This is a genomic window from Paraburkholderia kirstenboschensis (genome assembly GCF_032806925.1).
GTDB lineage: Bacteria > Pseudomonadota > Gammaproteobacteria > Burkholderiales > Burkholderiaceae > Paraburkholderia > Paraburkholderia kirstenboschensis.
The window spans coordinates 1,167,041-1,190,537 of record NZ_CP136512.1 but is presented as its reverse complement, the minus strand read 5'-3'; the positions used below and the strand labels follow the sequence as shown (position 1 = coordinate 1,190,537).

The 23,497-nt window shown below is 57.0% G+C and carries 23 protein-coding genes and 1 pseudogene; 6 read left to right on the top strand and 18 right to left on the bottom strand.

The window, feature by feature from the left end:
- The first annotated feature begins 118 nt into the window (after positions 1–118).
- Positions 119–481 carry a response regulator transcription factor gene (locus RW095_RS14075; RefSeq protein WP_317019846.1) on the top strand — a complete coding sequence of 121 codons (363 nt, stop codon included), beginning with the start codon at positions 119–121 and terminating at the stop codon, positions 479–481.
- A gap of 41 nt (positions 482–522) precedes the next feature.
- Here the strand turns inward: RW095_RS14075 and RW095_RS14070 are convergent, their stop codons facing one another.
- The gene (locus RW095_RS14070) at positions 523–1,203 is read right to left on the bottom strand and encodes a response regulator transcription factor (RefSeq protein ID WP_394365146.1); all 681 of its coding nucleotides are present in this window, start codon (positions 1,201–1,203) and stop codon (positions 523–525) included.
- 381 nt (positions 1,204–1,584) lie between these two features.
- Between RW095_RS14070 and RW095_RS14065 the strand changes: the two are divergent.
- Positions 1,585–2,096: pseudogene (locus RW095_RS14065) on the top strand (hypothetical protein).
- Positions 2,097–2,596: 500 nt separating this feature from the next.
- Positions 2,597–2,977, top strand: a complete 381-nt coding sequence (locus RW095_RS14060) for a response regulator (protein WP_317019566.1) — start codon at positions 2,597–2,599, stop codon at positions 2,975–2,977.
- A gap of 6 nt (positions 2,978–2,983) precedes the next feature.
- On the opposite strand, the gene RW095_RS14055 is transcribed toward RW095_RS14060, so the two are convergent.
- Together RW095_RS14055 and RW095_RS14050 are read right to left on the bottom strand one after the other, a co-directional pair.
- The gene (locus RW095_RS14055; RefSeq protein ID WP_317019565.1) at positions 2,984–3,790 is read right to left on the bottom strand and encodes an IS5 family transposase; all 807 of its coding nucleotides are present in this window, start codon (positions 3,788–3,790) and stop codon (positions 2,984–2,986) included.
- A 692-nt stretch (positions 3,791–4,482) separates the two neighbouring features.
- Entirely contained in the window at positions 4,483–4,692 is a 210-nt protein-coding gene (locus RW095_RS14050) for a hypothetical protein (protein ID WP_317019564.1), read from the bottom strand.
- A gap of 1,103 nt (positions 4,693–5,795) precedes the next feature.
- Between RW095_RS14050 and RW095_RS14045 the strand changes: the two genes are divergently transcribed.
- A complete protein-coding gene (locus RW095_RS14045) occupies positions 5,796–6,035 on the top strand; it encodes a hypothetical protein (RefSeq protein ID WP_317019563.1) in 240 nt (79 codons plus the stop codon).
- A gap of 153 nt (positions 6,036–6,188) precedes the next feature.
- Here RW095_RS14045 and RW095_RS14040 read toward each other — a convergent pair whose 3' ends face one another.
- The 11 genes from RW095_RS14040 to RW095_RS13995 form a co-directional block, all read right to left on the bottom strand.
- Positions 6,189–6,782, bottom strand: a complete 594-nt coding sequence (locus RW095_RS14040; RefSeq protein ID WP_317019562.1) for a helix-turn-helix domain-containing protein — start codon at positions 6,780–6,782, stop codon at positions 6,189–6,191.
- A 242-nt stretch (positions 6,783–7,024) separates the two neighbouring features.
- Entirely contained in the window at positions 7,025–7,864 is an 840-nt protein-coding gene (locus tag RW095_RS14035; RefSeq protein ID WP_317019561.1) for an ABC transporter permease, read from the bottom strand.
- 4 nt (positions 7,865–7,868) lie between these two features.
- Positions 7,869–9,128 (bottom strand): ABC transporter permease, encoded by a 1,260-nt coding sequence (locus tag RW095_RS14030; RefSeq protein WP_317019560.1) that lies wholly within the window; start codon positions 9,126–9,128, stop codon positions 7,869–7,871.
- A gap of 54 nt (positions 9,129–9,182) precedes the next feature.
- Positions 9,183–10,235: an ABC transporter substrate-binding protein gene (locus RW095_RS14025; RefSeq protein WP_394365133.1), complete on the bottom strand. Its 1,053-nt coding sequence runs from the start codon at positions 10,233–10,235 to the stop codon at positions 9,183–9,185.
- A 24-nt stretch (positions 10,236–10,259) separates the two neighbouring features.
- Positions 10,260–11,351: an ABC transporter ATP-binding protein gene (locus tag RW095_RS14020; protein ID WP_317019558.1), complete on the bottom strand. Its 1,092-nt coding sequence runs from the start codon at positions 11,349–11,351 to the stop codon at positions 10,260–10,262.
- A 222-nt stretch (positions 11,352–11,573) separates the two neighbouring features.
- Entirely contained in the window at positions 11,574–12,512 is a 939-nt protein-coding gene (locus RW095_RS14015; protein WP_317019557.1) for an electron transfer flavoprotein subunit alpha/FixB family protein, read from the bottom strand.
- Between the two features lies 1 nt (position 12,513).
- Positions 12,514–13,263 carry an electron transfer flavoprotein subunit beta/FixA family protein gene (locus RW095_RS14010; RefSeq protein ID WP_317019556.1) on the bottom strand — a complete coding sequence of 250 codons (750 nt, stop codon included), beginning with the start codon at positions 13,261–13,263 and terminating at the stop codon, positions 12,514–12,516.
- Between the two features lie 60 nt (positions 13,264–13,323).
- Entirely contained in the window at positions 13,324–15,774 is a 2,451-nt protein-coding gene (locus tag RW095_RS14005; protein WP_317019555.1) for a GcvT family protein, read from the bottom strand.
- Positions 15,775–15,811: 37 nt separating this feature from the next.
- A complete protein-coding gene (locus RW095_RS14000; protein ID WP_317019554.1) occupies positions 15,812–18,241 on the bottom strand; it encodes a GcvT family protein in 2,430 nt (809 codons plus the stop codon).
- Between the two features lie 31 nt (positions 18,242–18,272).
- Positions 18,273–18,455: a cupin domain-containing protein gene (locus RW095_RS41435; RefSeq protein WP_394365132.1), complete on the bottom strand. Its 183-nt coding sequence runs from the start codon at positions 18,453–18,455 to the stop codon at positions 18,273–18,275.
- Positions 18,448–18,888, bottom strand: coding sequence for a helix-turn-helix domain-containing protein (locus RW095_RS13995; protein ID WP_317019553.1), 441 nt, complete (start codon positions 18,886–18,888; stop codon positions 18,448–18,450). Before RW095_RS13995 ends, RW095_RS41435 begins: the two co-directional genes overlap by 8 nt.
- A gap of 170 nt (positions 18,889–19,058) precedes the next feature.
- Between RW095_RS13995 and purU the strand changes: the two genes are divergently transcribed.
- Together purU and RW095_RS13985 are read left to right on the top strand one after the other, a co-directional pair.
- Positions 19,059–19,949, top strand: coding sequence for a formyltetrahydrofolate deformylase (gene purU, locus RW095_RS13990; RefSeq protein ID WP_317019844.1), 891 nt, complete (start codon positions 19,059–19,061; stop codon positions 19,947–19,949).
- Positions 19,950–19,992: 43 nt separating this feature from the next.
- Positions 19,993–20,091: a hypothetical protein gene (locus RW095_RS13985; RefSeq protein WP_394365131.1), complete on the top strand. Its 99-nt coding sequence runs from the start codon at positions 19,993–19,995 to the stop codon at positions 20,089–20,091.
- Between the two features lie 441 nt (positions 20,092–20,532).
- Here RW095_RS13985 and RW095_RS13980 read toward each other — a convergent pair whose 3' ends face one another.
- The 4 genes from RW095_RS13980 to RW095_RS13970 are packed head-to-tail and all read right to left on the bottom strand — an operon-like array spanning position 20,533 to position 23,442.
- The gene (locus RW095_RS13980; protein ID WP_317019552.1) at positions 20,533–21,561 is read right to left on the bottom strand and encodes a restriction endonuclease subunit S; all 1,029 of its coding nucleotides are present in this window, start codon (positions 21,559–21,561) and stop codon (positions 20,533–20,535) included.
- Entirely contained in the window at positions 21,548–22,270 is a 723-nt protein-coding gene (locus tag RW095_RS13975; protein WP_394365130.1) for an N-6 DNA methylase, read from the bottom strand. The genes RW095_RS13980 and RW095_RS13975 overlap by 14 nt, the downstream gene beginning before the upstream one ends.
- Positions 22,243–22,536: an N-6 DNA methylase gene (locus tag RW095_RS41430; protein WP_394365129.1), complete on the bottom strand. Its 294-nt coding sequence runs from the start codon at positions 22,534–22,536 to the stop codon at positions 22,243–22,245. The genes RW095_RS13975 and RW095_RS41430 overlap by 28 nt, the downstream gene beginning before the upstream one ends.
- A gap of 30 nt (positions 22,537–22,566) precedes the next feature.
- A complete protein-coding gene (locus tag RW095_RS13970) occupies positions 22,567–23,442 on the bottom strand; it encodes a hypothetical protein (RefSeq protein ID WP_317019551.1) in 876 nt (291 codons plus the stop codon).
- Between the last annotated feature and the right edge of the window lie 55 nt (positions 23,443–23,497).

The window sequence follows — 23,497 nt, the reverse complement described above, 5'->3', positions numbered from 1 at the left end:
AGTCGTACGATGTCACTGAACGCCGTTGGGAAGTAATCTGCTAATCAGGAGAGGCGGGCGGCGCCGACCACACGTCATCCCGAGAGTGAGAGTAATCGAGGGCCCCATTTTGCAAATCATGCCAGTTGTTTCGATTGTCGACGACGATAAGGCCATCCGTGTTGCGTTAAGCAGCCTCATCCGGTCGCTGGGCTGGCAGGTGCGCATGTATGAGTCGGCAGAAGAATTTCTTGCATCCGGGCAGGCCGCCCATACCGCCTGCCTGATTTCCGACATCCGCATGCCCGGGATGTCGGGTATCGAGATGCATGAGCGCCTGCGTGCCCAGGGACATGCCCCGGCCACCATCTTTATCAGTGCATATCCGACGCCGGCATTGCAGGCAAAAGCGGTGACTAACGGCGCACTCGTGTTGCTGCAGAAGCCTTACCAGTCTGCTGTCATTATTCACTGGCTCTCGGTCGCTCTCGGAAACCCTTAGCGAATCATCGACGCTGCGGAACTGCTAACGCACGACGGCGCTCAGTGGTGACCGCCGTGGGGCAGACGGGGCTGGATACCAAGCGATTCGGCCTTGCGGACGAGGTCCGGCATCGAGCGCGCGTTCATCTTGCGCATCACCTGTCCCCGGTGAACCTTGACCGTGATTTCGCTCAGGTTCATTTCGGAGGCAATCTGCTTGTTCAACAGACCGGACAGCACAAAGGCCATCACCTCCTTCTCGCGTGGTGACAGGGATTCATACAAGGCGCGCAGGCCGGTTAACGCAGTTTCTGTCGCGAGCCGCTCGCTGTCCCGCGCCAGAGCCTGGGCCACTGCGTCGAGCATGTCCTGGTCCTTGAACGGCTTGGCGAGGAAGTCCAGCGCGCCGGCCTTCATTGCCTTCACCCCCATCTCGATGTCTCCATGACCGGTCATGAAGATGACGGGAATGCGCATGCCGCTATTGACGATTTCCTGATGAAACGCCATGCCACTTTTCCCGCGCAGCCGCACGTCGAGGATGAGACAGCTTGGCCCGGTGGAGTGAGGAGACCGCAGAAATTCGTCCGGGGACTCGAACGTTTCGACACGCAAGCCTACAGAGCGCATAAGCAGGTCGAGAGCCTGTCGGATTCCCTTGTCGTCATCGACGACGTAGATGACGGAACCGTCGGCTGCTCCTGGCTTATCTGACATTCGGTTGGTCGGACCAGCAGTCATCTGGGTACCTCGCAAAGCCGAAACGCGGTCGCATTTCATCGCATGACAGTCGAGTGGGTACTCACCATCGCCGGACAGCGCGGCAAACATCACGGTACCTTCCAGCAGAATCACCGGCAACCCATCGAAATTACCTACGAACCAAGGCTAGAGCCGGAGCCAGGGCCATCCGCTGACGAACCGAGGAACGAGCACCGTTTCCCCAGTGTGTGCCCCGCCCCCAACGACTACTGATGAACGGCCGACGTTTCGCGACTGTTCCCGGCGGCCGCAGCCTGGTGCGCATGAATCCCGCGACGCTAGTTATCGTGTTGTCTGAAGGAAGCTGACTGTAGTAACGGCGCGCCGCATGTTGCGTCGCATCAGACCCCGGAGCTGGCAATGAAAACGTTCGATGCAACGTCGCGCGCGGCGGCGTCGTTGCTGTGGCGGTCCTGTCCGCAGCTTTGTCCGGTCGCTACTACTACGTGCCCTACGGCTACGTTCCGTACGGCGAAGGGCCGGCGGCGGCGCCGCAGCAGCAATATCCTTTCTCGATGACCGACGCAGCCGCGACCCGTGCGGCCGCGTCAGATGTGACTGCATCGCCGAACACCGATATCGCACCAGCCGTGCCCGTCTTCGTCGCGCCTGCGTATTACTCCGTCGCCTATCCGTACGATGGGTGGCCCGCGTGGTGGGGACCGTCGGTGTCACTGAGCTTCGGCTATTGGGGCGGATGCTGTTACGGCGGGGGCCGGCACGGCTACTGGGGCAACCACGGCTACTGGGGTCACGGATATCGGGGCGGTTGGGGCAGTCATGGGGGCTGGGGTGGCCACAAATACCCTGGGCGTGGTATGGGCGGCGGCCATTATTGGGGCGGTGGCGGAGGCCACGGGCGTTCGCATTGAACGGTAACAGAGACGCCCTCGTGTTCAACAGTTCCCCGACAGCTGAGCCTGTGGGTGAACTGGACGCAGCTCGCCAACGCGCGGCAGCTTCGGACCATGCGGTGACCCGTCTCAGCCTCCGCTGCACGTCGACGAGTCTTTCAGCACCTCCACTAACAATGCCAATTGACGTATGACGTTAAGGCTAACTCTCTGCCAGCGGAAGAGTTCGGACGTCGAAACGTGATTACTGAGTGAGCCTAGGCGACGGCACGTCCAGCGCGACTGAAGCGACGCCCCGGGCTCCTGGGGCTCCGCTGCTTCGATTAAGTCCTTGGTGGCATTGTCGACTTTGTCCTTCGCGTCGTACGCGGCGTATTGAAATGCCTGCTGAACGCGTCCATGGTTATACTTAGGTATTAATCTGTAAAACCAACGTACAGGCAACGCCATTTAATAATATCGTATTACATAAGAAGAGTGTTGGCAGCGCCGCGAACTTCGCGTAATAGGGATATTGAATGAATGTGCTCGTCGTCGACGATAATGAATTCGTCGCGGACAGTCTGGCTTTCCTGCTGGACTGCATTGGTCACCACGCCGTTATGGCGCCCGACGGGGAGACTGCGCTGGAGCTGCTTCATGCCGGCGCTTTCGACCTCGTGTTCCTGGACGAAAACCTGCCCGGCATCAAAGGCAGTGCGGTCGCGCTGTCGCTGCTGGACAGGCCGGCCTCCCGCCGGCCCTTTGTCGCCTCCATGACAGGTGACAGCGATAGCATCGAAGAGTTGGCCCGACTCTTCGATGTGTGTCTGCAAAAGCCATTCTCTCTGGAAACGCTGATGCGCGTCATCGCAGACGCGCGGAACAACAGCAATGCGCGCTGTCTTCTGGCAGCCTAGAGCGTGTTAGGCACTTTGCATACTCGGTGCAGCATGAACGAGCATGAGCATGGCGAAGACGACGAAGTGCAGGCCTGCCAAGGTTTCGGGCAGGCGCTCGTAGTCGCGTGCCAGCCGCCTGAAGCGGTTGAGCCAGCCGAAGCTGCGCTCGACCACCCAGCGGCGGGGCAGCAGCACAAAGCCCTTCTTCGCCTCGGACAGCTTGATGACCTGCAACTCAATGCCTTCCGCGCGCGCGGCCTGCGCAGCAGTGTCGCCCGTATAGCCCTGGTCAGAAAATGCTAGTTTCACCGTCTGACCGGTTACGTGCTGAACCTGACGCGCAAGCTCGGCCACCTGCGCGCGCTCCTGCTCGTTGGCCGGCGTAATGTGCACCGCGAGCAACAGGCCCAGCGTGTCGACAGCCATATGAACCTTGCTGCCTCGCTTGCGCTTATAACCATCGTAACCCGCACGCGGACCATTTTCGCATGTGGACTGCAACGTGCGCCCATCCAGGATAACCGCACTGGGCTGGCCCTGACGCTGTTGCGCCACGCGCAGCACCGAACGCAAGTCGTTGACCATCGCCTCGAAGCAACCCGCGTTCAGCCAACGTTGCGTTTGCTGGTAAACCAGTTCCCACGGCGGGAAATTGGTCGGCAGCATACGCCACGCTGCACCGGCTCGCGCCATCCAGCGCAGCGCGTTGAACATTTCGCGCAGTTCGTATCGGCGCTGCGGTGCGTCTTCGTTCATCAAGGTCAGGTACGGAGCGGCGAAGCTCCATTCCTCGTCCGAAACATCCGTCGGGTATGGCTTGCGTGCTGTCATCGCGCCAGGTTACCAGGTCTGACAGAAAGTGCCTAACACGCTTTAGCCCCCGTCATATCCGCAGTCCACCAACAGGACGACGAATTCCTCGCCGCCGCATGGTAGCCCTATGGACGCCCAGCCACTCAGTTATAAACAGCACGTAATTGTGCCTTTCGCATCAATCTCGAAGCTAGGCTATGCGGCAAGCGTATTTGTCACGCGCCCGACCGGAAAGTGCCGCGCATTCGGAAGCCTCGCCTATTTCGTCTCGGAGAATGCCGCGCTCCAGTATGCCGCTGCGTATGCAAAAGCTCACATTGACGGCACAACGCTGCCGAAACCGCCGTTCACGCGGATTGGGTCTGTCCAGCGGCCATCTGGCAGCCGCACCTGCGTGGACCATAACCTAACAGTAGGCAGGTAATGCAACGCACGTATCAGTATCGGGGCTTGGTGGCGACTGTTGAAGTCGAACTGCTGTCGGCCGTTATCGTCGCGGAGCTGGTTGTCGCGTCGGGAGGGAAGCAAGGCCCAAAGGGTAAGCAGGCGGCCAACCATACAGCTCATCTGACACCGCAGCGCACTCGCTGTCGCGTAGCCACAGCACGCCTTGCACGCGTGGGCGTGCAGTCATGTTCTGAGGTCAAGCGATAGGTCCCTCGCTTGTACCGGTGATACCTGAAGCCGCCAGTTAGTCCAGAGGAGGTGTGTCACTGCGACTCGAGGGCGTCGAGGCGCGCTTGCGCAATCTCGTCCGGGTGTTGGCAGTGGTACGTGTCGAACAACTGTGAGCATAACTGAGCAAGTGAATGCAGCCCGACGGCCTGGTCTGCGTGCTCGACTTCTCGTGCGTTGAGTACGTCGTCGAGAGCCGGAGCTAGACGGCGCAATCGCCGGAAAGTGGCGTCGTCAAGTTTCATGGTGGACCTCCTGTCGTCAGCTGGTGGAACACAGCCTCAGCTGACCAGTCCCAAGGCGTTCCTTACGCTTGACCCGCCGGGCTTTTGAATGTCCTGAGCGAACTCCAACTAATTTCGTACTGTCTCTTCCGTCGACCATCCTAGCATTACGGCGCCGACCTCGTACTGTCGCATCGGTCGTGGTCCCTGTCGCTTAACTGGCCCGAAGAGAAGGTGGTCACACACGCTTCGTTATCGTGGTCAGGCATGCGCGGGCAATCTAACTTCGCTTGAACCTTGCAGAGTGCTGCATTCGAGCTGTATTCGCGTGCGGTGAGTGTGCAGGAGAGGGGGCTGGAGCGCCCGAGTGCGCGTGAACGACCTCAAGGTATTCCAGCGGAACCCGCTCAAGCCGTTCGGGCCGCCGTTCACCATCCAGCGGGAATTCGATGCTTACGTGCTTTCCCCTGGGCTCATACGCTATGACCTGCCCGACCCGGCCTCGAAACCGGCTTGCCGAGCGGTCATCGAGTGCACTCAGGCGAGCAGCAGTGAATACCACGGAAATCTTTTTTCTTACCGGCGGCATAAGCAGTTCCCTAATTCATTTGTTCAGAGGATAGGAAACGCGCGTAGTTGGCGCAAGGCAAAAAAAAGGGGTCCGCACCCCATGCCGTTTTGTCGTACGGCGGCGTAGTTTCGAATTGTTGCGAGCGATTGTCGACTCAACGGCGTTTACGGACCGGCCGACGTTGCATGCCGGGAGGCGTTTCTCCGGTTGCGGTGAAGTTCTCGCAAGGCAGGTCGCACTTCTTTGAAGGCAAGCCAGTAATTCGATGTTAGATGCCGCAATACGGAGTGCTCTCGCGCCTTATGTGCGGTTTGCGCTTTGCTCCCTGTCAGGGTGACTGCTGCGTCCGCCGCCAATGTAACGGGAACACCAAGCGTCGCGTGAAGCACGGCAAAGCCAAAAAAGCTCCGCGCGCTAATGCGTCAAATGGTCGAGCGAGCGATTTGCCTCGCTTGCAAATCTCATCCAATCGCTATGTCCACGTGCGCGATTCCCCGTCAAAAACTTGACCTCGCACATCCGTTATCGTGACTCGTGCAGCACGAATGCCAGCATGGGCGATAAGGCTTCGGGCGACGTCGCCACAGGCGTCCTTCGAAGGCATTGGTTGCAACGCCAAGAGCGTATCGCGCATGACGTTGTAGTCGACAACGTCAGCAATTTCGTCACGGCTGGAATTCGAAGCATGAAGTTCCACGAGGATTTCGACATCGACCCTGAGGAGACCTTCGATATAGGGAGGACGCCATCCTCTCAGAAACAGACGCCGGCAGGAAACCAGGTCTTCGAGTGAAAAGCTCATGTGTCAGCGTGGCCCGAAAAGAATTGCGCCCGCTGTACGTCAGAGATGAGTCTCGGCTACGTCTGTCTGCCGCGCACCATCGGAGAACCCAGCGTCTGAACGAGGGTCCCCATTACGAGCGCTGAAAAGAACCCTCTACCGGCATCAATAAGTTGGAGGCGATATAACCCACACAACCACCGCCTCGGTCTGCCCCCGGTTCGCCCATCTGAATGGCTCTCGGGCAATCCGGAAACTGTCGCCTGGGTTCAAATGGAAGCAACTGTCGCCAATCCACACTTCCAGTTCGCCTTTGACCAAGTACCCCTCTTCTTCGGTCTCTCGGAGCGTGGCCTCGGGCAACACTGCACCGGGTTCGAAGGTGCTGAGGAACATCTCAAAAGCGCCACCGATGTTTGGGGATAGTAGCTCTTCTACCAGACCGTCAGTCATCGAGCCAAGGCGACGACGTGCGCCCGAACGGACCACCCGTCCAACCTCCGCAGCTGGTTTCGTGTCCGCGACAAAGAACCAACCGAGGGGCACGCCCAAAGAATGAGCAATGCGCTTTAAATCGGAGATTGAAATCTCGGCCCGGCCGCGCTCGAGTTGACTGATGAAGCTCACCGAGCGCCCTGTAGCGAGCGCAATCTCAGCCAGAGTTTTCGCTCTTGCTTTTCTGAGCTTTCTGATTTCGTGCCCGAGCGCGACCCGGTCCATCGCAAGGTCACCCGCTGGGTCAAAGGACTGAACGTCCATCGCACTTCGCGCCATAAGTCGCCTCAAAAATTCTTACAGCTGCATCCCAAAGGATTTTTTGTGCAAAAAAACGCGGCTTTAAAAAAATAAACCACAGAATTTTTCTGTACGTAAAACTCATTTTACATTTTTCTTGGAGGGTCGTGAAGCGAGGGCGTTCGGCGGTCCCTGGAAGTCCGAGATGCAGCGAGGGTCGCCGGCGCCAAGCACGGATGACACCGGCGACACAACCGCTCCTTCTTCTACAGTGCGGTCTGCCGCGCTGCGCTTCGTTGACGAAGCCATTCCATGGTCAAGAGCAGAAGACTTGAGAACACAATCAAAATCGTTGCCAGCGCAGCGATAGTCGGTGTGATGTTCTCGCGGATGCCGACGAACATTTGCAACGGTAGAGTTCCCTGCGTCGGGCCGGCGAGGAAGAGCGTAATAACGACATCATCAAATGACGTCGCGAAGGCGAACAAGGCTCCAGAGCTGACCCCCGGAGCGATGATGGGAAGCGTCACCGCAAAGAAGGTCTTGAACGGTGACGCGCCCAAGCTCAAGCTTGCTCTCACGTAGTTGTGGTTGAAACCGGCAAGCGTCGCGTTCACGGTGACCACGACGAAAGGCGCCGCGATGGCCGTGTGGCCGAGAATGAGTCCGAGGTAGCTGCCTGCAAGGCCCCATCGTGCGAACAATAGATACATGCCCACTGCTGTGACAATCACAGGAACAATCATCGGCGAAATCAGCACGCCGATGAGCAAACCTTTCCCTTTGAATGTTGACTTGTTCAGCCCCAGGGCGGCAACCGTGCCAAGGATTGTCGCCAGAAGCGTGGCCAAGGGCGCGACGATGAAGCTATTCCGTCCAGCCCGAAGCCAATCGACCGAAGTGAACAAGTTCTCGTACCATCGCAAAGAGAAGCGATGGATGGGGTACACGAGGAACGTATTGTCGTTGAACGACAGGGGGATTATCACCAATATCGGCAGAACCAGAAAAAGCAGGATGAGTACGTTCCAGGACCGCAGAAGGTAGTGCCATCCGATTTCGACCGACGATGTGTAAGGCGCGAAGCGCGCCACGCTGGTTTTCATAGTATCAGCCCACCTTGAGTTCTTTGCCGACAATCTTTCGGTACACGCCGAAGAGAATCAACGTGATGACGAGCAACACCGCACCCAACGCGCAAGCCATACCCCAGTTGAGCGCAACGTTAGTGAAGTACGCGATGTAGTAGCTGACCATCTGGTCACCCGCTCCTCCGAGCAAAGCAGGCGTGATGTAGTAACCGAGCGCCGTGATGAACACCAACAGTCCGCCCGCACCCACTCCCGGAAGCGTCTGGGGAAAATAGACTTTCCAGAAGGCGCCGAAGGGATGACTCCCCAGGGACACGGCCGCCTTCACATAGCTGTTCGGCACGGACTTCATGACGCTGTACAGCGGCAATATCATGAATGGAAGCAGAATGTGGGTCATCGAGATGAGCACACCGACTCGGTTGAACAGCAAAGGTAGCGGCGACGAGATGAGGTCCAGCGACATGAGCCCCTTATTGACCAATCCCGAACCCTGGAGAATCACAATCCACGCCGAAATTCGAACCAAAATCGAAGTCCAGAACGGCAGCAGGACGAGAATCATGACCATGTTCGCCTTGCCGGCCGGCAAACCCGCAATCCAATAGGCGAGTGGGTATCCAAGCAACAGCGCGATGAGCGTCACGTATCCGCTAATAACAAACGTCCGCTTGAACACCTCTTGGTAAGCCGAATGCTCGACCGGCACAATCTTGCCTTCGGCATCGTGGCGGAAATCGAAGGTGGCGAGTAGATATTGGCTCGTGTACCGCGAGGAATCGCGAGCAATAGCCCCCCAAAAGCCGGCATCCTCCCACCGCTTGTCAACTTCGATGAGCTTGGCTTTGACTTCAGCTGCAGGGAGCCTCCCGTCGTTGTCACCGAACGGAAGTGCTGTGGCCGTTCTATAGAAGAGTGACCGGAACCCCTCTTTCTGTCCGTTCAGTCTCGCCGCGGCGTTTCCGGACTCGTTGTTACCTCCATTACGCTCCATATCGAGCACCAGTGCTCGATATGCTTCATCTGGCACCGGGGTTCCCTTCTTCCAGTTGCGCAATACATCGGTCGTACTAGGAAGCGCGTCAACGACCTCCGGGCTCTGAACCGACCGGGAAATCATCGACGCAACTGGCATGACGAAAACGAGAAAAATGAAGACTGCCAATGGCGCAACCAATGCCAGTGCTCCGGCATGCTTGCGCAGATTGACATTTCTCAGTGACCGCTTAAGCTCGCGCCTCTGCCAGTCGTGGTGTCGCTGAGTCGTTAACGCGCTCATTGTCTGCTCCATGCACGTATGCACCCGCGGGTGGTGCATACGCGTGTCGTCGTTTTACTTGGCTGCCCAGGCGGTGAAGCGCTGCTCCAGCCCATCCCCATGGTCCGTCCAGAAGTCCACGCTGCCAGCGATTGCAGTTTTGCCGTTCTTGGGTGAATTCGGAAGATTTGCAAGCGTAGTCGCATCAAGGAGCTTAAAAGCCTCCTTGTTCGTCGGTCCGTAAGCGATGTGCTTCGAGAAATCGGCTTGGGCTTGCGGCTGCAATGTGTAAGTGATGTATTGCTCGGCAGCCTCCTTCGACTTCGTGCCCTTCGGAATTACGAAGTAGTCGAGGTCATAGATGCTCTGGTCCCAAGAAATGGATAAGTTCTTGTTTCCCTCGCGCATCGCCGCGTCAACGCGACCGTTGTATGCCGTAGACATCGCCACGTCGCCGGCCACAAGGAACTGAGGAGGTTGTGCGCCGGCTTCCCACCATTGAATGTAGGGTTTCAACTCATCCATCTTCTTGAAGGCTCGGTCCACTCCTTCCTTTGTTCCAAGAACCTTGTAGACATCGCTAGGTGCAACGCCGTCAGCCATGAGCGCGAACTCCAGGTTGTATCGTGCCTCCTTTTTCATCCCGCGCTTGCCGGGAAACTTCTTCGTATTCCAAAAGTCTTTCCAGCCCTGAGGTGCCGACTTGGTGGTCGCAGGGTTATAGGCGAGGACAGTCGACCAGACATAAGTGCCTGCGGCGCACGGTGTGACGGCCTCCGGAATGAGGTCGCCTTTCTTGGCGATTTTCGACCAGTCGAGCTTTTCGAACAGCCCGTCCTGGCAGCCTCGTCCCACGTCCGCGGGCTCTACTTCGACGACGTCCCACGTGACGCTCTTCGCGTCTACCATAGCCTTGACCTTAGCCATGTCACCGGTGTACTCAACAGCGGTCGCGGAGACACCGCTGGTCTTCGAGAACGGTTCGACCCACGCCGCTTTCTGGGCGTTTCCTGTCGCCCCACCATAGTTCACAGCGGTAATGCCGTCGGCCATAGCAGCGGCAGAACAGGACATCAGAACAGCGACGCTGACAGCGCTTTTGAGAGGGTTCATTTCTCTACTCCTCATACAGTGGTTTGGACGTAAACACGACTAGCCGAAGATTCTCAGATGGTCTTCGTGGAAAGCTAAATTGATACGGCTTCCAGGCTGGATATGCGCTGCTCCGTCCTGTCCGAGAGGAACCTTTACGATGCACTCTCCTTGGTCTGGAAGACGACACCGCAACCTGACGTGGTCGCCGAAGTAAATCATCCCAAGCGACTCGCCGTTGATGACGTTTTCGCTGCTCACGTTTCCGTTGACGATTGACAGGCGCTCCGGTCGAATTACACCGGTAGCCTTGCTGCCGACATTGAGTCGACCTACGTTGCGAGCTCGCACCGTGGTTCCATCGGAAATTTGAAGGTTGCAATACTCGCCGTCAGCGTTGACAACCGTGCCTCGGACCGTATTGCTGTCTCCAATGAAGTTCGCAACGAAGAGATTCGTGGGTGACTCGTACAGTGAATCAACCTTGTCAAGCTGTTGAATAATGCCCTGGTCGAACACCGCAACCCGGTCCGACATCGTTAGAGCTTCGCTTTGGTCATGCGTGACATAGACGAAGGTCAACCCAAGCGACTCGTGCAGCGCTTTCAGTTCCAGCTGCATGTGCTCGCGCAGCTGTTTGTCCAACGCGCCGAGTGGTTCATCCATAAGCACCAGCTTCGGATTGAAGACGAGCGCCCGAGCCAACGCTACCCGCTGCTGCTGACCGCCCGACAGTTGTCCCGGCATTCGCTTGCCAAGCTTTTCCATGTTCACCATCCCGAGTGCACGTTTGATACGCTTACCGCGTTCATCAACGGGCATCTTTCTCACCTTCAGCGGGTACTCAAGGTTCTCCTCCACGGTCAGGTGTGGGAACAAGGCGTAGTTCTGAAACACCATCCCGATGTTACGTTTGTGCGGCGGAATGCGGTTGAGGAGTTGGCCGTCCAGCCAGATTTCCCCCTCGGTTGGGTACTCGAATCCCGCCAGCATCATCAGGCACGTCGTCTTCCCGGAACCCGAAGGACCGAGCAACGTCAAGAACTCGCCCTTTTGAATGTCAAGGTTCAGGTCCTTGACGACGAGTGTCTCTCCATCGTAGGTCTTCCGGACGCTACGGAAGCTCACGAAAGTGTTGCCTTGGCTCTGCATAATCGTTCCTTTGAAATTCTCAGGTCCAACGATATAATGCTATGTATCCCTTACTTAATGCGCGGGGCAGCGTCGAAAATGCTTTGGTCTGGTGCATCCATCCACTAGAACCAGGGTGCATCGTGACGCTCGAACTAGACTTACGTCTCCTCTGTCACTTCGACGCGGCGGGCGGCGGTCCCCCGACCGACAATCCGGCTCGCGGGACCGCAGTCTAAAAGGTCAGCGCTTTTCGAGAGCCGCGGTCAACTGCGGCAATACTTCGAAAAGGTCACCAACGAATCCGACGTCCGCCAGCTGAAAGATTGGGGCCTCCGGGTCCTTGTTGATTGCCACAATCGTTTTGGAGTCTTTCATGCCGGCAAGATGCTGGATAGCGCCGGAGATACCCACTGCGACATAGAGGTCAGGCGCCACTACTTTCCCAGTTTGACCAACTTGAGAATCGCTAGGAGCGAAACCGGCGTCCACAGCCGCCCGCGACGCGCCTACCGCCGCGTGAAGGCGGTCAGCGAGTGACGTGAGAAGGTCGAACGACTCCTTCGAACCCATCCCTCGTCCACCAGAAACAACGACAGAAGCGGTCGTAAGCTCCGGTCTGTCGCCGGTCGTGATTTTGTTTGCCACGAAGGTGGATACGCCGGCCTCACTTGAGTACGAAATCTCATCAACCGGAGCCGCCGTCTCGCGATTGCCCGCAGCGGCGAACTTCGTTCCGCGCACCGTAACGACCTTCCTCCGGTCACACGAACGGACGACCGCAGTAGCGTTGCCGGCGTAAATCGGACGCTCGAACGTGTCTTCAGAGACAACGGCCGAGATTTCAGAGATTTGCGACACGTCGAGCAGCGCCGCGACGCGGGGAAGCACGTTCTTCCCATTGCTCGTGGCGGGCGCCACCACAAAGTCGTAGTCTTCCGCAAGCTGAACGAGCAGCGGCGCGACATTCTCCGGGAGGAGATTGGCCAATGCGGCTGACTGGCACAGCAGAACCTTGTCGACGTCGCTAATCTGCGCCGCTTCCTTAGCGACTGCGGCGCAACCGGCACCGGTGACAAGAATGTGAACGGTACTGTCCATCTGACGTGCAGCAGTAATCGCATTGCGCGTCGCTGGGTTCAACGTCGCGTTGTCATGGTCGGCGAAAACGAGGGCGGCCATTTCAGTGTGTCTCCAGTGCAAGTTTCATCTCAGCCGCCAACTCCGCGACCGTTGCGACCATCTTTCCCGCTTGGCGCTGCTCCGGCGGCAGGACCTTGAGGACAGTCATTCTCGGTGCGACATCGACACCCAAGCTCTCCGGCGTTACCGTGTCGAGCGGCTTCTTTTTCGCTTTCATGATGTTCGGCAGGGAGGGATGCCGTGGGTCGTTGAGCCGGAGGTCGACCGTTGCGATTGCGGGCAGCGACAGTGCCAACTCCTGCGTGCCCGTATCGATTTCGCGGGTCACCTTGAGCTTTTGACCTTCGGTGACCAGTCCAGAGAGGGACGTTCCTTGCGCCCAACCCAACAGCCCGGCAAGCATTTGCCCCGTCTGATTGCAGTCGTCGTCGATAGCTTGCTTTCCAAGCAGGACGAGCGAAGGCTTCTCTTGGTCGATGACTGCGCGCAACACCTTCGCAACTGCAAGCGGCTCAGTAACGACGTCTGTGTGTACGAGAATTGCTCGGTCGGCGCCGACTGCGAGCCCAGTGCGCAGTGTCTCGGACGCTTTTTCAGGTCCGACCGAAACCACGATGATTTCGCTGGCAATGCCAGCTTCTTTCAAGCGCACTGCTTGCTCCACCGCGACTTCATCAAATGGATTGATAGACATCTTCACGTTGTTCGTGTCGACGCCAGTCTGGTCGGATTTGACTCGGATGTTGACGTTGAAGTCGACCACCCGTTTGACAGCTACCAGTACTTTCATCTCAGTTACCTTCAATGGATTGAGTCATATGCCCGGCGGTTAAGCCAGGCTTGAAGATGGTCACGATTTGATTCGTACGTTTTTGGGGTCGTAAAAGGGAGCCAGGCTGGCCTTAGCTGGAACCTTTTGCCATGCGACCTCGATTTCGAATTTGGAAGAAGCAAGCCAGTCTGCAGTGACGCCGTCCGCGTTGTTCACGTAGCCCATGCCGAGCGAGCCTCCTACCCGATGTCCGTACATGCCGGATGTAATTGACCCGACAATCCTTCCGTTACACCAGATGGGTTCTTCGTGATAGAGAAGCTTGCTGGGGTCTTCGAGCTGAAACTGGACCATGCGGCGGGTGAGCGGTCCTGCGTTCTTCACTTCGCGCAGGACGTCAAGACCGATGAATCCGCCCTCTTTTTCCCAGCCAACGCAGAAGCCGAGACCTGCTTCCAGCGGGTTATCTTCAATGGTCAGGTCATGTCCCCAGTGGCGATACCCCTTCTCGGTGCGGCAACTGTTCATCGCGTGATAGCCTGCCAGCTTGAGACCAAAGGCCTCGCCCTCTCTAACCAGCTCCTCGTAGACGTGCAACGCGAACTCCACCGGGATATAGATTTCCCACCCCAGTTCACCGACGAAGGTGATGCGGCTCGCCCGGACACGTGCATAGCCAATCTGAATTTCACGCGATGTAGCGAACGGAAAGGCGTCGTTCGACAGGTCTTCTCCAGACACCTTCTCCAGCAAGGCTCGGGAGTTCGGGCCCATGACGCCAAACACTGCGAGACTGGACGAGATGTCGGTGGCAACGCAGCGTAGATTCTCAGGAATGTTGCGCTGTAACCACGAAAAATCGCGCGTCTGAGTCGCACCAGCGGTGACCACCATGTATGAGTTGGTCGCGATGCGAGTAATGGTCAGGTCGGCTTCCATTCCGCCTTGCGGATTTAGCCACTGTGTATAGGCCATCTTGCCGAGCGGCACGTCAACTTCCGAGACGCTAATCCAGTTCAGGGCCTTGGTCGCGTCCGGCCCCTGTACGAGAAATTTGGCAAATGACGTCTGGTCGAAGAGGCCGACTGCATCTCGAACCGCCAAACACTCTGCTGCGGAATTCTTAAACCAGTTCTGCGGTCCCCAGTCGTACTCGTACTTAGCGGTGCTGCCGGGCTCTGCATACCAGTTGGCACGCTCCCAACCGGAGATTTCTCCCATTACCGCTCCCGCGGCGACAAGCCGGTCGTGCAGCGGAGAACGCCGGGCACCGCGCGCCGTATCGAATTGCCTGAACGGCCAGTGCATCGCATACAACAAACCGAGCGTCTCAGTCGTGCGGTCATGCAGGTACTTCTTCGTTCCCTGGAACGGGTGCATCCGACGGACGTCTACGTCCGACAGGTCCATGGGCGGCCGCCGGTCGCGAATCCATTCCGCGAGCGCCTTTCCTGCGCCGCCAGAGCTCTGAATACCAATTGAGTTGAAGCCGCAGGCTACAAAAAGGTCTTTGACCTCCGCCGTCTCACCAAGCAAATATCGGTCGTCGGGCGTAAAGCTCTCAGGTCCGTTGAAGAACGTTTTGATGCCCGTGCTCTCCAGTGCCGGCACGCGGTTGGCCGCGTTCATCAGAATCGGCTCGAAGTGGTCGAAGTCGTCCGGCAGTGCATCAAAACAGAAGTCCTCTGGGATACCGCTCATACCCCACGGTTTCGCAACCGGTTCGAACGCACCCAGCAAAAGTTTGCCCGCATCTTCTTTGTAGTAAGCGCACTCATCAGGAACACGCAACACAGGAAGGTTGTTCGGAAGACCGGCTACTGCCTCCGTCACAATGTAGAAGTGTTCTGCTGCGTGAAGCGGAATCGAAACGCCAACGGCGGCAGCCAGCCCGCGCGACCACATACCCGCTGCCAGCACTACGGTCTTGGCTTTGATAAAACCTTCCTCGGTCTCAACACCGACCGCTCGGCCGTTCTCAACCAACAGCTTCTCAACTTTCAGGTTCTCGACAATCTTCGCCCCTCGCATGCGAGCACCCTTTGCGAAGGCTTGCGTGATGTCCGTCGGGTTTGCCTGCCCATCCTTGGGGAGAAAGACCCCACCCACGACGCTGTCGAGATTGAGCATTGGCCACAGGTTCTTGATGTCGGACGGACCGACTACCTGGACATCCAAACCGAAATTTTTCGCCATCGACGCGCCTCGCTTCAGTTCCTCGAAGCGTGACTCGTTGAGCGCAAGGCCGATTGACCCGTTTTGCTTAAAGCCGGTCGCTTGACCGGTTTCTCGCTCCAACTCATAGAGCAGGTCCGATGTGTATTTCGCCAGCTCGGTCATCTGCCTGCTGTTTCGAAGCTGACCAATCAGCCCAGCCGCGTGCCACGTCGTACCGCATGTGAGATGGCGCCGCTCGAGCAACACGACATCGGTGATGCCCAGCTTGGTAAGGTGATAGGCAATCGAGCATCCAACGATGCCGCCCCCAATAATCACCACTTCGGCCTGGGTAGGAGTCCTATTCGACATTTTGTGTCTTTCCGTTGTCTGGCATTTTCCGGTCGGATTACGCCTTCAGCTTGCTGTTGTCCGGGTCGTAGAGCGGTTCCGACGCCACTACTGCACGGGTAAATTTGCCAAGAATCTCAATCTCAAGCTCGGTTCCAGGGACTGCGTTTTCGGTAGAGACGAAGCCCAATGCAATGGACTGTTTGATTCGATGCCCGAATCCTCCCGAACTGACGTATCCCACGACCTTGCCAGTCTTGTCCCTTACCGCAGCTCCAAAGCAGGCATCGGCATCAGTTTCGTCGACCAGCATGGGTACAATCTTCTTCGTTACGCCCGACGCTTTTTGTTGCTCGAGCTTTGACCGACCAATGAATTGCGTGTCTTTCTTGAAACTCACGAAGCGGTCCAGGCTCGCTTCCAGCGGCGTTGTCTCAATGGAAATATCCTGTTTCCACGAGCGATAGCACTTCTCAAGACGGAGGGAGTCAAGGGCATAGATACCGAAGTCCCGCAAGGTGGGTTCAGCAGCATGAATCGCGTCATATACCCCGAGCATCGAATCCATCGGCACATGCAACTCGTATCCCAGTTCGCCGGTGTAATTGACACGGAATGCCCAAAGTCCATTTCCGTTCACGGCAGCAGGCTTCGCCTGCATCCAGGGGAAATCGCTGTTATTCAGAGAGATGTCAATCACCTTCGCTAGGACGTCGCGAGATTTTGGCCCGACCAACGAGAGCGTTCCGTAAGCGTTGGTCTGCTCCGTCATTTTGACGCTGCCGTCTTTTGGCAGATGTCTGTTTAGCCAGTCGCGGTCGTGCCACTCCCCAGTCGAAGCTGAGATGACCCAAAGTTGATTCTCGGCAAGGTGCGCTATGGTCACTTCGATAAGAACGCCGCCTACCGCATTGCACATGTACGACAGACCGACTCGCCCAACGGCGGGCACGCGGCCGGTAATCATCGTGTCAAGCCAGGCAGCCGCTCCAGGTCCTGAAATCTCGAAGCGACTGAAGCCCGTCAGGTCGATTAGCGCGACGTGGTTCATGACTGCATCGCACTCTTCAGCGACAGCGTCGAACCAACCGGGTCTGGAAAACGTCGGCTTCGCCGCTGCATCATCCTGCTCGCGGACATACCACGTCGGACGCTCCCAACCGTTGCGCGCACCGAACAGCGCACCCTTCGCCTGCAGTCGACCGTTGGTAGGCGATGTCTTCGCGGGCCGTCCAGCCGGACGCTCCTCTTGAGGAAAGCCGATTGCGTACTCGTTCTCGTAGACCTCGATTGCCTTAGCTCGGGTGTATTCGGCGTCGGCGTGGGCCGTGAAGCGTCGTGGGTCGCAGGACCAAAGCTCCCATTCCGGTTGGCCGTCAACAATCATGTCCGCCAACAGCTTCCCCGCGCCACCGGCCTGCGTGATACCGAAGGAGAAGGCGCAGGCTTCGAATGCGTTCTCGACATTCGGCACCGGTCCAATCAACGGGTTGCCGTCTGGTGTGTAGGGAACGGGTCCATTGATGACCTTCTGGATGCCGGCATCAGCAAGCATCGGGATGCGAGCGCACGCGTCAGCAATATAGTTTTCGATGCGGTCCAGGTCGTCACCAAAAAGCTGGAACGAGAAATCTTCGGGCAGGCCATCAATCCACTGCGCTTTCGCGCGCTCGCGCTCGTACGGCCCGAGCAGCAGCGCATTGCGCTCTTGGCGCAGGTAGTAGCTTTCCTCCGGGTCACGCAGCAGCGGAAGAGGCTTACCCCGTGCCTTCAACTCATCGATTTCTGCAGTAATAAGGTACTGGTGTTCTAGCACTACCGAGGGGATGCTTCGGCCCATCATGTCGCCAATCTTGGGCGCGTAATAGCCCGCAGCGTTGACGATGATGTCCGCATCGATGATTCCGAGCTTACATTCGACCGTCCATCCAGCTGTGTCACGTTGACGAAGACCTGTCACAGGGCAATGCCGGAAGACTCGCGCTCCACCATTGCGAGCAGCTCGGGCGAGCGCCTGGGTGAGTTGCGCCGGGTCGATGTCTCCGTCGCGCGGGTCCCAGAGGGCGCCAACCAACCCATCCAGTTCGATGAACGGATAAATCTCTTTCAGCTGAGCCGGGGTCAGCATCTCAAAAGGGACGCCAATGTAGGCGCCTCGGGCCATCACTTGTCGATACTCTTCCATCCGCTCGCCTTCATGCGCAAGACGAACAGAGCCGGTGACGTGATAGTTGATGGGGTACTCTGCCAGCTCACCGAGCCGGGTGTAAAGGTCGGCGGAGTACGCCTGCAATCGCATGATTTCCCCGTTTCCGGAGAACGTCGGCACGTTACCGGCTGCGTGCCAAGTTGAGCCGGCCGTGAGTTCGTTCGCTTCCAGCAATACGACATCTTTCCAGCCTCTAAGCGTCAGGTGATACAAGACGCTGGCGCCAACAGCTCCTCCGCCAATCACGACAACACGAGCGTTTTTAGGAAGGTCAGACATTACGTGCTCCAGATAAATATTTGTCTTTCAATCAGTAGGTTGGCGGGGCAATCACCCAGACAACGACCGCGTCGATGTTTCCGCGGTTTGCCCAGCGGAAGGGCTCTCTGGCAATCCGGAAACTGTCTCCAGTGTTCACCTGGAAGGCGTGCTGGCCAATCCAAATGTCGAGCGTTCCCTGCACGACGTACCCTTCTTCCTCTGTGTCACGCATCTCGGCACGGTTTAGCGCTGAACCGGGCGAGAAAGTGCTCAAGAAGGGTTTGGAACGCGCCACCGATGTCGGGTGAAAGCAGCTCTTCTCGAAAGCCATCGTTTACCGTCCCGAGCTGTCGTCGCGAGCCTGCTCTTACTATCCGTCCCAACTCTCCTCCTGGAATCTCGTCTGGCATAAAGAACCAGCCGACCGGAACACCCAGTGCGTTAGCGACACCTTTGAGGTCGCCGATAGACGCTTCAGCACGACCGCGTTCGAGTTGACTGATGAAACTCACCGAACGCCCAATCGCATGTGCGAGTTCAGCTAGTGGTTTACCCCGCGCTTTTCGCAATTTCCGAATTTCCTGACCTGGCGCCAACCCTTCACTCACCGTGGGCACCGCCTTGTCTCCCTTGTCCAGCCTTGCTGCAAGCGCATGGTCTTCCATGCATCACCTCCTGCAACGTTGCCGTCGTATTGTGATTTGAATATATGAGCATCAAAAACTTCTTGCAACAAAAACTTTGGCCAGATAATTTTTCAAACAGAGAAAGCCATCGCTTTTTTCGCGCTATGCTTAAATGGCTTGTTGCAAAGCATTTTTTAGGAAAAACCCTCATGTCCCCCACGCCTTCGTCTCGTCAAGCACATGCCCCTCGGTCATTCGTTCTGAAGGTTGCGTGCCCCGGAACACGCGGCATCGTTGCCGCCATCGGCAACTTCCTCGCAGACCGGGGTTGCAATATCACTGAGATGGCCCAGTTCGACGACGAGCAACAGGGCCGATATTTCTCTCGCGTTGTATTCAGGACGGACACGAACCCGGCGCCGACTCTCGAAGAGCTTCGAGATGCATTTAAAGCAACCGGGTCACGTTTCGACATGGATTGGGAGATGCGCGGGCAGGACGAGAGCGCGCGCGTGCTCATCATGGTGTCGAAGTTCGACCATTGCCTCGAGGACCTGCTCTATCGCCAGCGCATGGGCGAAATGCCGATGACAATTCCGGCCGTTGTGTCCAATCATGAAGCGCTTCGTCCGCTCGTAGAACGTCACGACATCCCCTTCCACTTCTTACCCGTAACGCCCGAGACCAGGGCTGAACAGGAAGCGAAGCTGCTCAAAATCGTCGCGGACACGAGAAGCGAACTCGTGGTGCTTGCGCGCTACATGCAGGTGCTGTCGGACGACCTCTGCCGGAAGCTTTCCGGCAAGGCCATCAATATCCATCACTCATTCCTCCCCGGTTTCAAGGGCGCCAAGCCATATCACCAAGCATTTGAGCGCGGCGTGAAGCTCATCGGTGCAACGGCGCACTACGTGACTGGTGACCTCGACGAGGGTCCAATCATCGAGCAGGTCGTTGAGCGCGTCGACCACACCTTCCAGCCGGACCAGCTCGTCGCAGCAGGCCGTGACTCTGAGAAGCTAGCGCTCGCCCGGGCCGTGAAATTCCATATCGAAAGCCGAGTGTTCCTCAACGGCAATCGCAGCGTGGTCTTCAAGTGAAGCCGATGGCATTGATGCTATCCAACCGAACGCGACGGTCACGTTGTGTCATTCGCGAACCGCTGAACTCGAGGAGGAAGTCCGCCGAGCTGACATCGTGGTTGGAGCGGTCGGCAATCCTCACACCGGTCGCATGAAATAGAGCATTGCAGACTCAACAGCCGCTTCGATGAGGGCCAAAAAGCGGAACGATAATGGAAGAGGCGGAAGAACTCCGCTCTCGGCGCAGACCTCGCTGGAGAAAAACTTAGAGACCGCGGACGATGGCGTCGGGCGCAAACTCAGGTGCGACCTGCCAGTAACAGACGCTGTGTCGTCCCGCGTCACCGGAATGGCCAGTCGGCGGCGGCTGTGTGCGGCCAGTGACCCTGACTCCGAAGCGCTTGGAGACTTGAATAAGTTAGTCTCGGGCGTCGTGGGAACGTCCACCCACGTCTTGCCGTCATGCAAGCGGTAATGAAGGCCCAGCGCGGCGAAGACTGCTCGGCACGCCGGAAAAAGGGCGCTTATTTCTTGAATGGAGTCCCAATGCGGGCGACGCGTAGGGTCCGGAGATGCGGTAGATGCAGGAAGTCGGCCATGCTTATTTAAGCTGAGAGCTGTAAGGCAGCGTTTTGACGTAGCTTTCCATGTAAGCCCAGTCCGGCTCGCCGGCGTCCGTTACCGGAAGACTTATAATCGAAGCCGGCATGCGGATTGGTCTCCACTTCCGGCCGAACCCCCAGCGATACTTATCCGCCCGAATTACCGTAGCAAGGAACAATCCCAATGCTGGAGAAAGCTCAACATTCTCTTCTTTCAGATAGAGTGGATTAACATCATGGGTGCACGTAAATTCGGTTGGCTGATAAAACGCTTCTCCTACTGAGCCATTATTTGAAACCGTGATGCACCCCCCGGGAAAAAGTTTGCGGCGAATCGGCTCATCCGGATTTATCGAGCCATCCTTGGAGTATTTTTGCAGATTTTCGCGAGATATATGTGATGTCACCCCGTTGTTGTATTCCGTGGCCCCGATAAATGGGACGCATTCCGAGCCCGTTGAAGTCGGAGGTTTCTTGTTGTAGTAACCCTTTTTGATTTCGAATACTTCGTCGTATCTGAAAGCCTTCCAGGCCTTCGGTGCTAGCTCGGGAGGAGTTTCTGTCAAGTTCGGACAAGAGGCACCTTCAAACTTCGAGACGTTAGTGGAGTCTGCCCATTCAGGTCTGTCGATAAGGTCCGGGAGGGCTAAGTCCTTCAGCGTTCGGTTTGCTTGGCGGCCGAAGCCGAATCGAAACCGGTTTGCCGTGATGCACATGACCCACCAGAGTTTTTCTTGCTCTGTCATGGGGTTCCTGGGGGTCAAAACCATGACATCACGACCACAGTAGTAGGAACTCGGCTGCAAGAACGCAACCCCTGCACCTCCTTGCCCTCCGAGAGCGACGCTGATGGTGCCTGCGGCAGCCGGGACCAAGCCCGTGATGGGGCTTACGCGAGCTGTGACGCCGTTGTTCCGCGCTGCTCGCCCGACGAAGTTCACTGCGCCCGGCGCAGTCGATTGTTCCAGACGGTTGAGCTCTAAGCTATGCCCATAATCAAGCGTGAAGAGTTCATTAATCCTCGGCATCAACAGACTCCTCTTGCTCTTCGCCACTCTCTTGTCCGAAGAGTTTGAACAGAGCGTAGTTCTGAACGACTTTCTCGAAGTCAGTTTGCGACAGAACTGAGTAATCTGTTTCCATGTAAGCTTCTGCGCACCACTCATCAGCAGGCGTGACCGCCTGCATGACGCTTTCACCCGCATGCACCTCTCGATTTCGGTACATGTCCACCCACCGGTCACGTATCTCTGGCCAAGTGCCGTTATGGTCAGTTCGACCTTTGTGCTTGGTCTTAATGAACCCATCTTCGCGCCAGTAGCCAAACCAAGTTTTACGGCCTGATTTGGCGTGGGGCTTGCCTGCAATCCACACCATGACGCAGGTTACGGTTCCCACAGGATAGAACAACTCCTGCGGCATCGACATCACCGCATCCAGCGTGTGGTGTTTCATGAGTTCTTCGCGCACCGAATTAGGCTTGATTGCAGAAGACATCGGCACGATGGCAATACCCATGGAGCCAGATTCCAAGCACTCCAACATCTGCTTGACGAAATACAGCTCGTGCAATTCCGCGTCACTCTTAGACTGTGCATACGGAGGGTTCAGCATGCCGACATTCGGCTTCATCTTTTTGACTGCCTTGATGACGGCATCGTCAAAACAGCTCGCTTGATGCAGGTTCGCCTTACCATCACCGCGTAGAATCATATTGCTAGCGGCCAGAGCGAACATCTTGGGATTGTCTCAATGCCAATCAGCCGGTTTTTCTTGATGTCAGTTCGCTCTTCCTCCGTCATCGCCTTCTTCAGCATGTGCTGCATTGCAGAGATAAGGAAACCGCCCGTACCAGCGCAGATGTCGAGCACCTTGGAATCAGGACTTACGTTGGCAATTAGAGAGAACAGTTCGGCAACGTGCCGGGGCGTTAGCACAATACCTAAAGACTTCTTGTCACCGGCGGTGTACTTCAAGAACTCACCATAGAACTGACCGACCACATCGAAGTCGTGATAGACGTTGATGTATGGTCAGACGTTATCGCAGATGCGGGTGATGATTTCCTTGAACACCCCGTCCGGATACTCTTTGGCTGTTTTGCTGTCCGGCTTGCCAAGGTTCGGATGTACGGCAATCGTGGAATACGGCTGCAGCATCGTGTCCTTTTTGGCTTGCGGAATGTCGGCTTTGTCCAGCTCTTTCTTGATGGCGCCCAGCCATGCTTCCTGGACCTCTTCGGCAGGCAAAGCGCCAAAAGTCTTCATGAAAGTGGCGTTCATCAACGCAATCAGGGTGCCACTGACGAGCAGAGGCTTATCTTCTTCTGAGATTTTGGCCTTTGTCCAAATCAGTTCATGAAGCTCCTTGGAGAAGGCCAGCAGGTCGGAATGGCGTTTCTTCGCTACGTCCGGGTCAAAGGATGCCAAACGGTAGTAGTCGTCGTAGGGAATGATGTGGGTAACAGGAGTGCCGCTTTCATTTACGAGCTCCTTGGCATCCGAGCTGCCAGCCGGGACCAAGAGGTTGGACACCTTCATGGAGCTGGCCGTGGTGCCGCTCACTGCGACGGCGACTACGGTGTAGTGCGCGGCAAGATGCTTGGCGTAGTGGAGCACGCCGTCGACGGCATATTCGGCAGGCTTATCTCTAGCCGGGCTCTCATGCTTCTTCACGTCCGGCTTGCACTCGAACACTATTAGGAACGCGGTGTCTTTTAGATTAGAGATGATAAATTCAGGATAGCCATTATTACCCTTCGCGTTTTTGCTCGCCTTGGACAATAGCGCCTTGACCTTGGCAATCTCCGACTTTTGCTCCTCTAATGTGATGCCGTTATCCGGCTCGCTATAGCCAAAGGCGCGTAACTTGTCGCGCACCAAGGCTTCCGTCTTACGCTCGTTCGCCATTCAACACCCCGTTTCGATTTGGGGCGGATGGTATCGCGCGACCTTTTAACAGTCA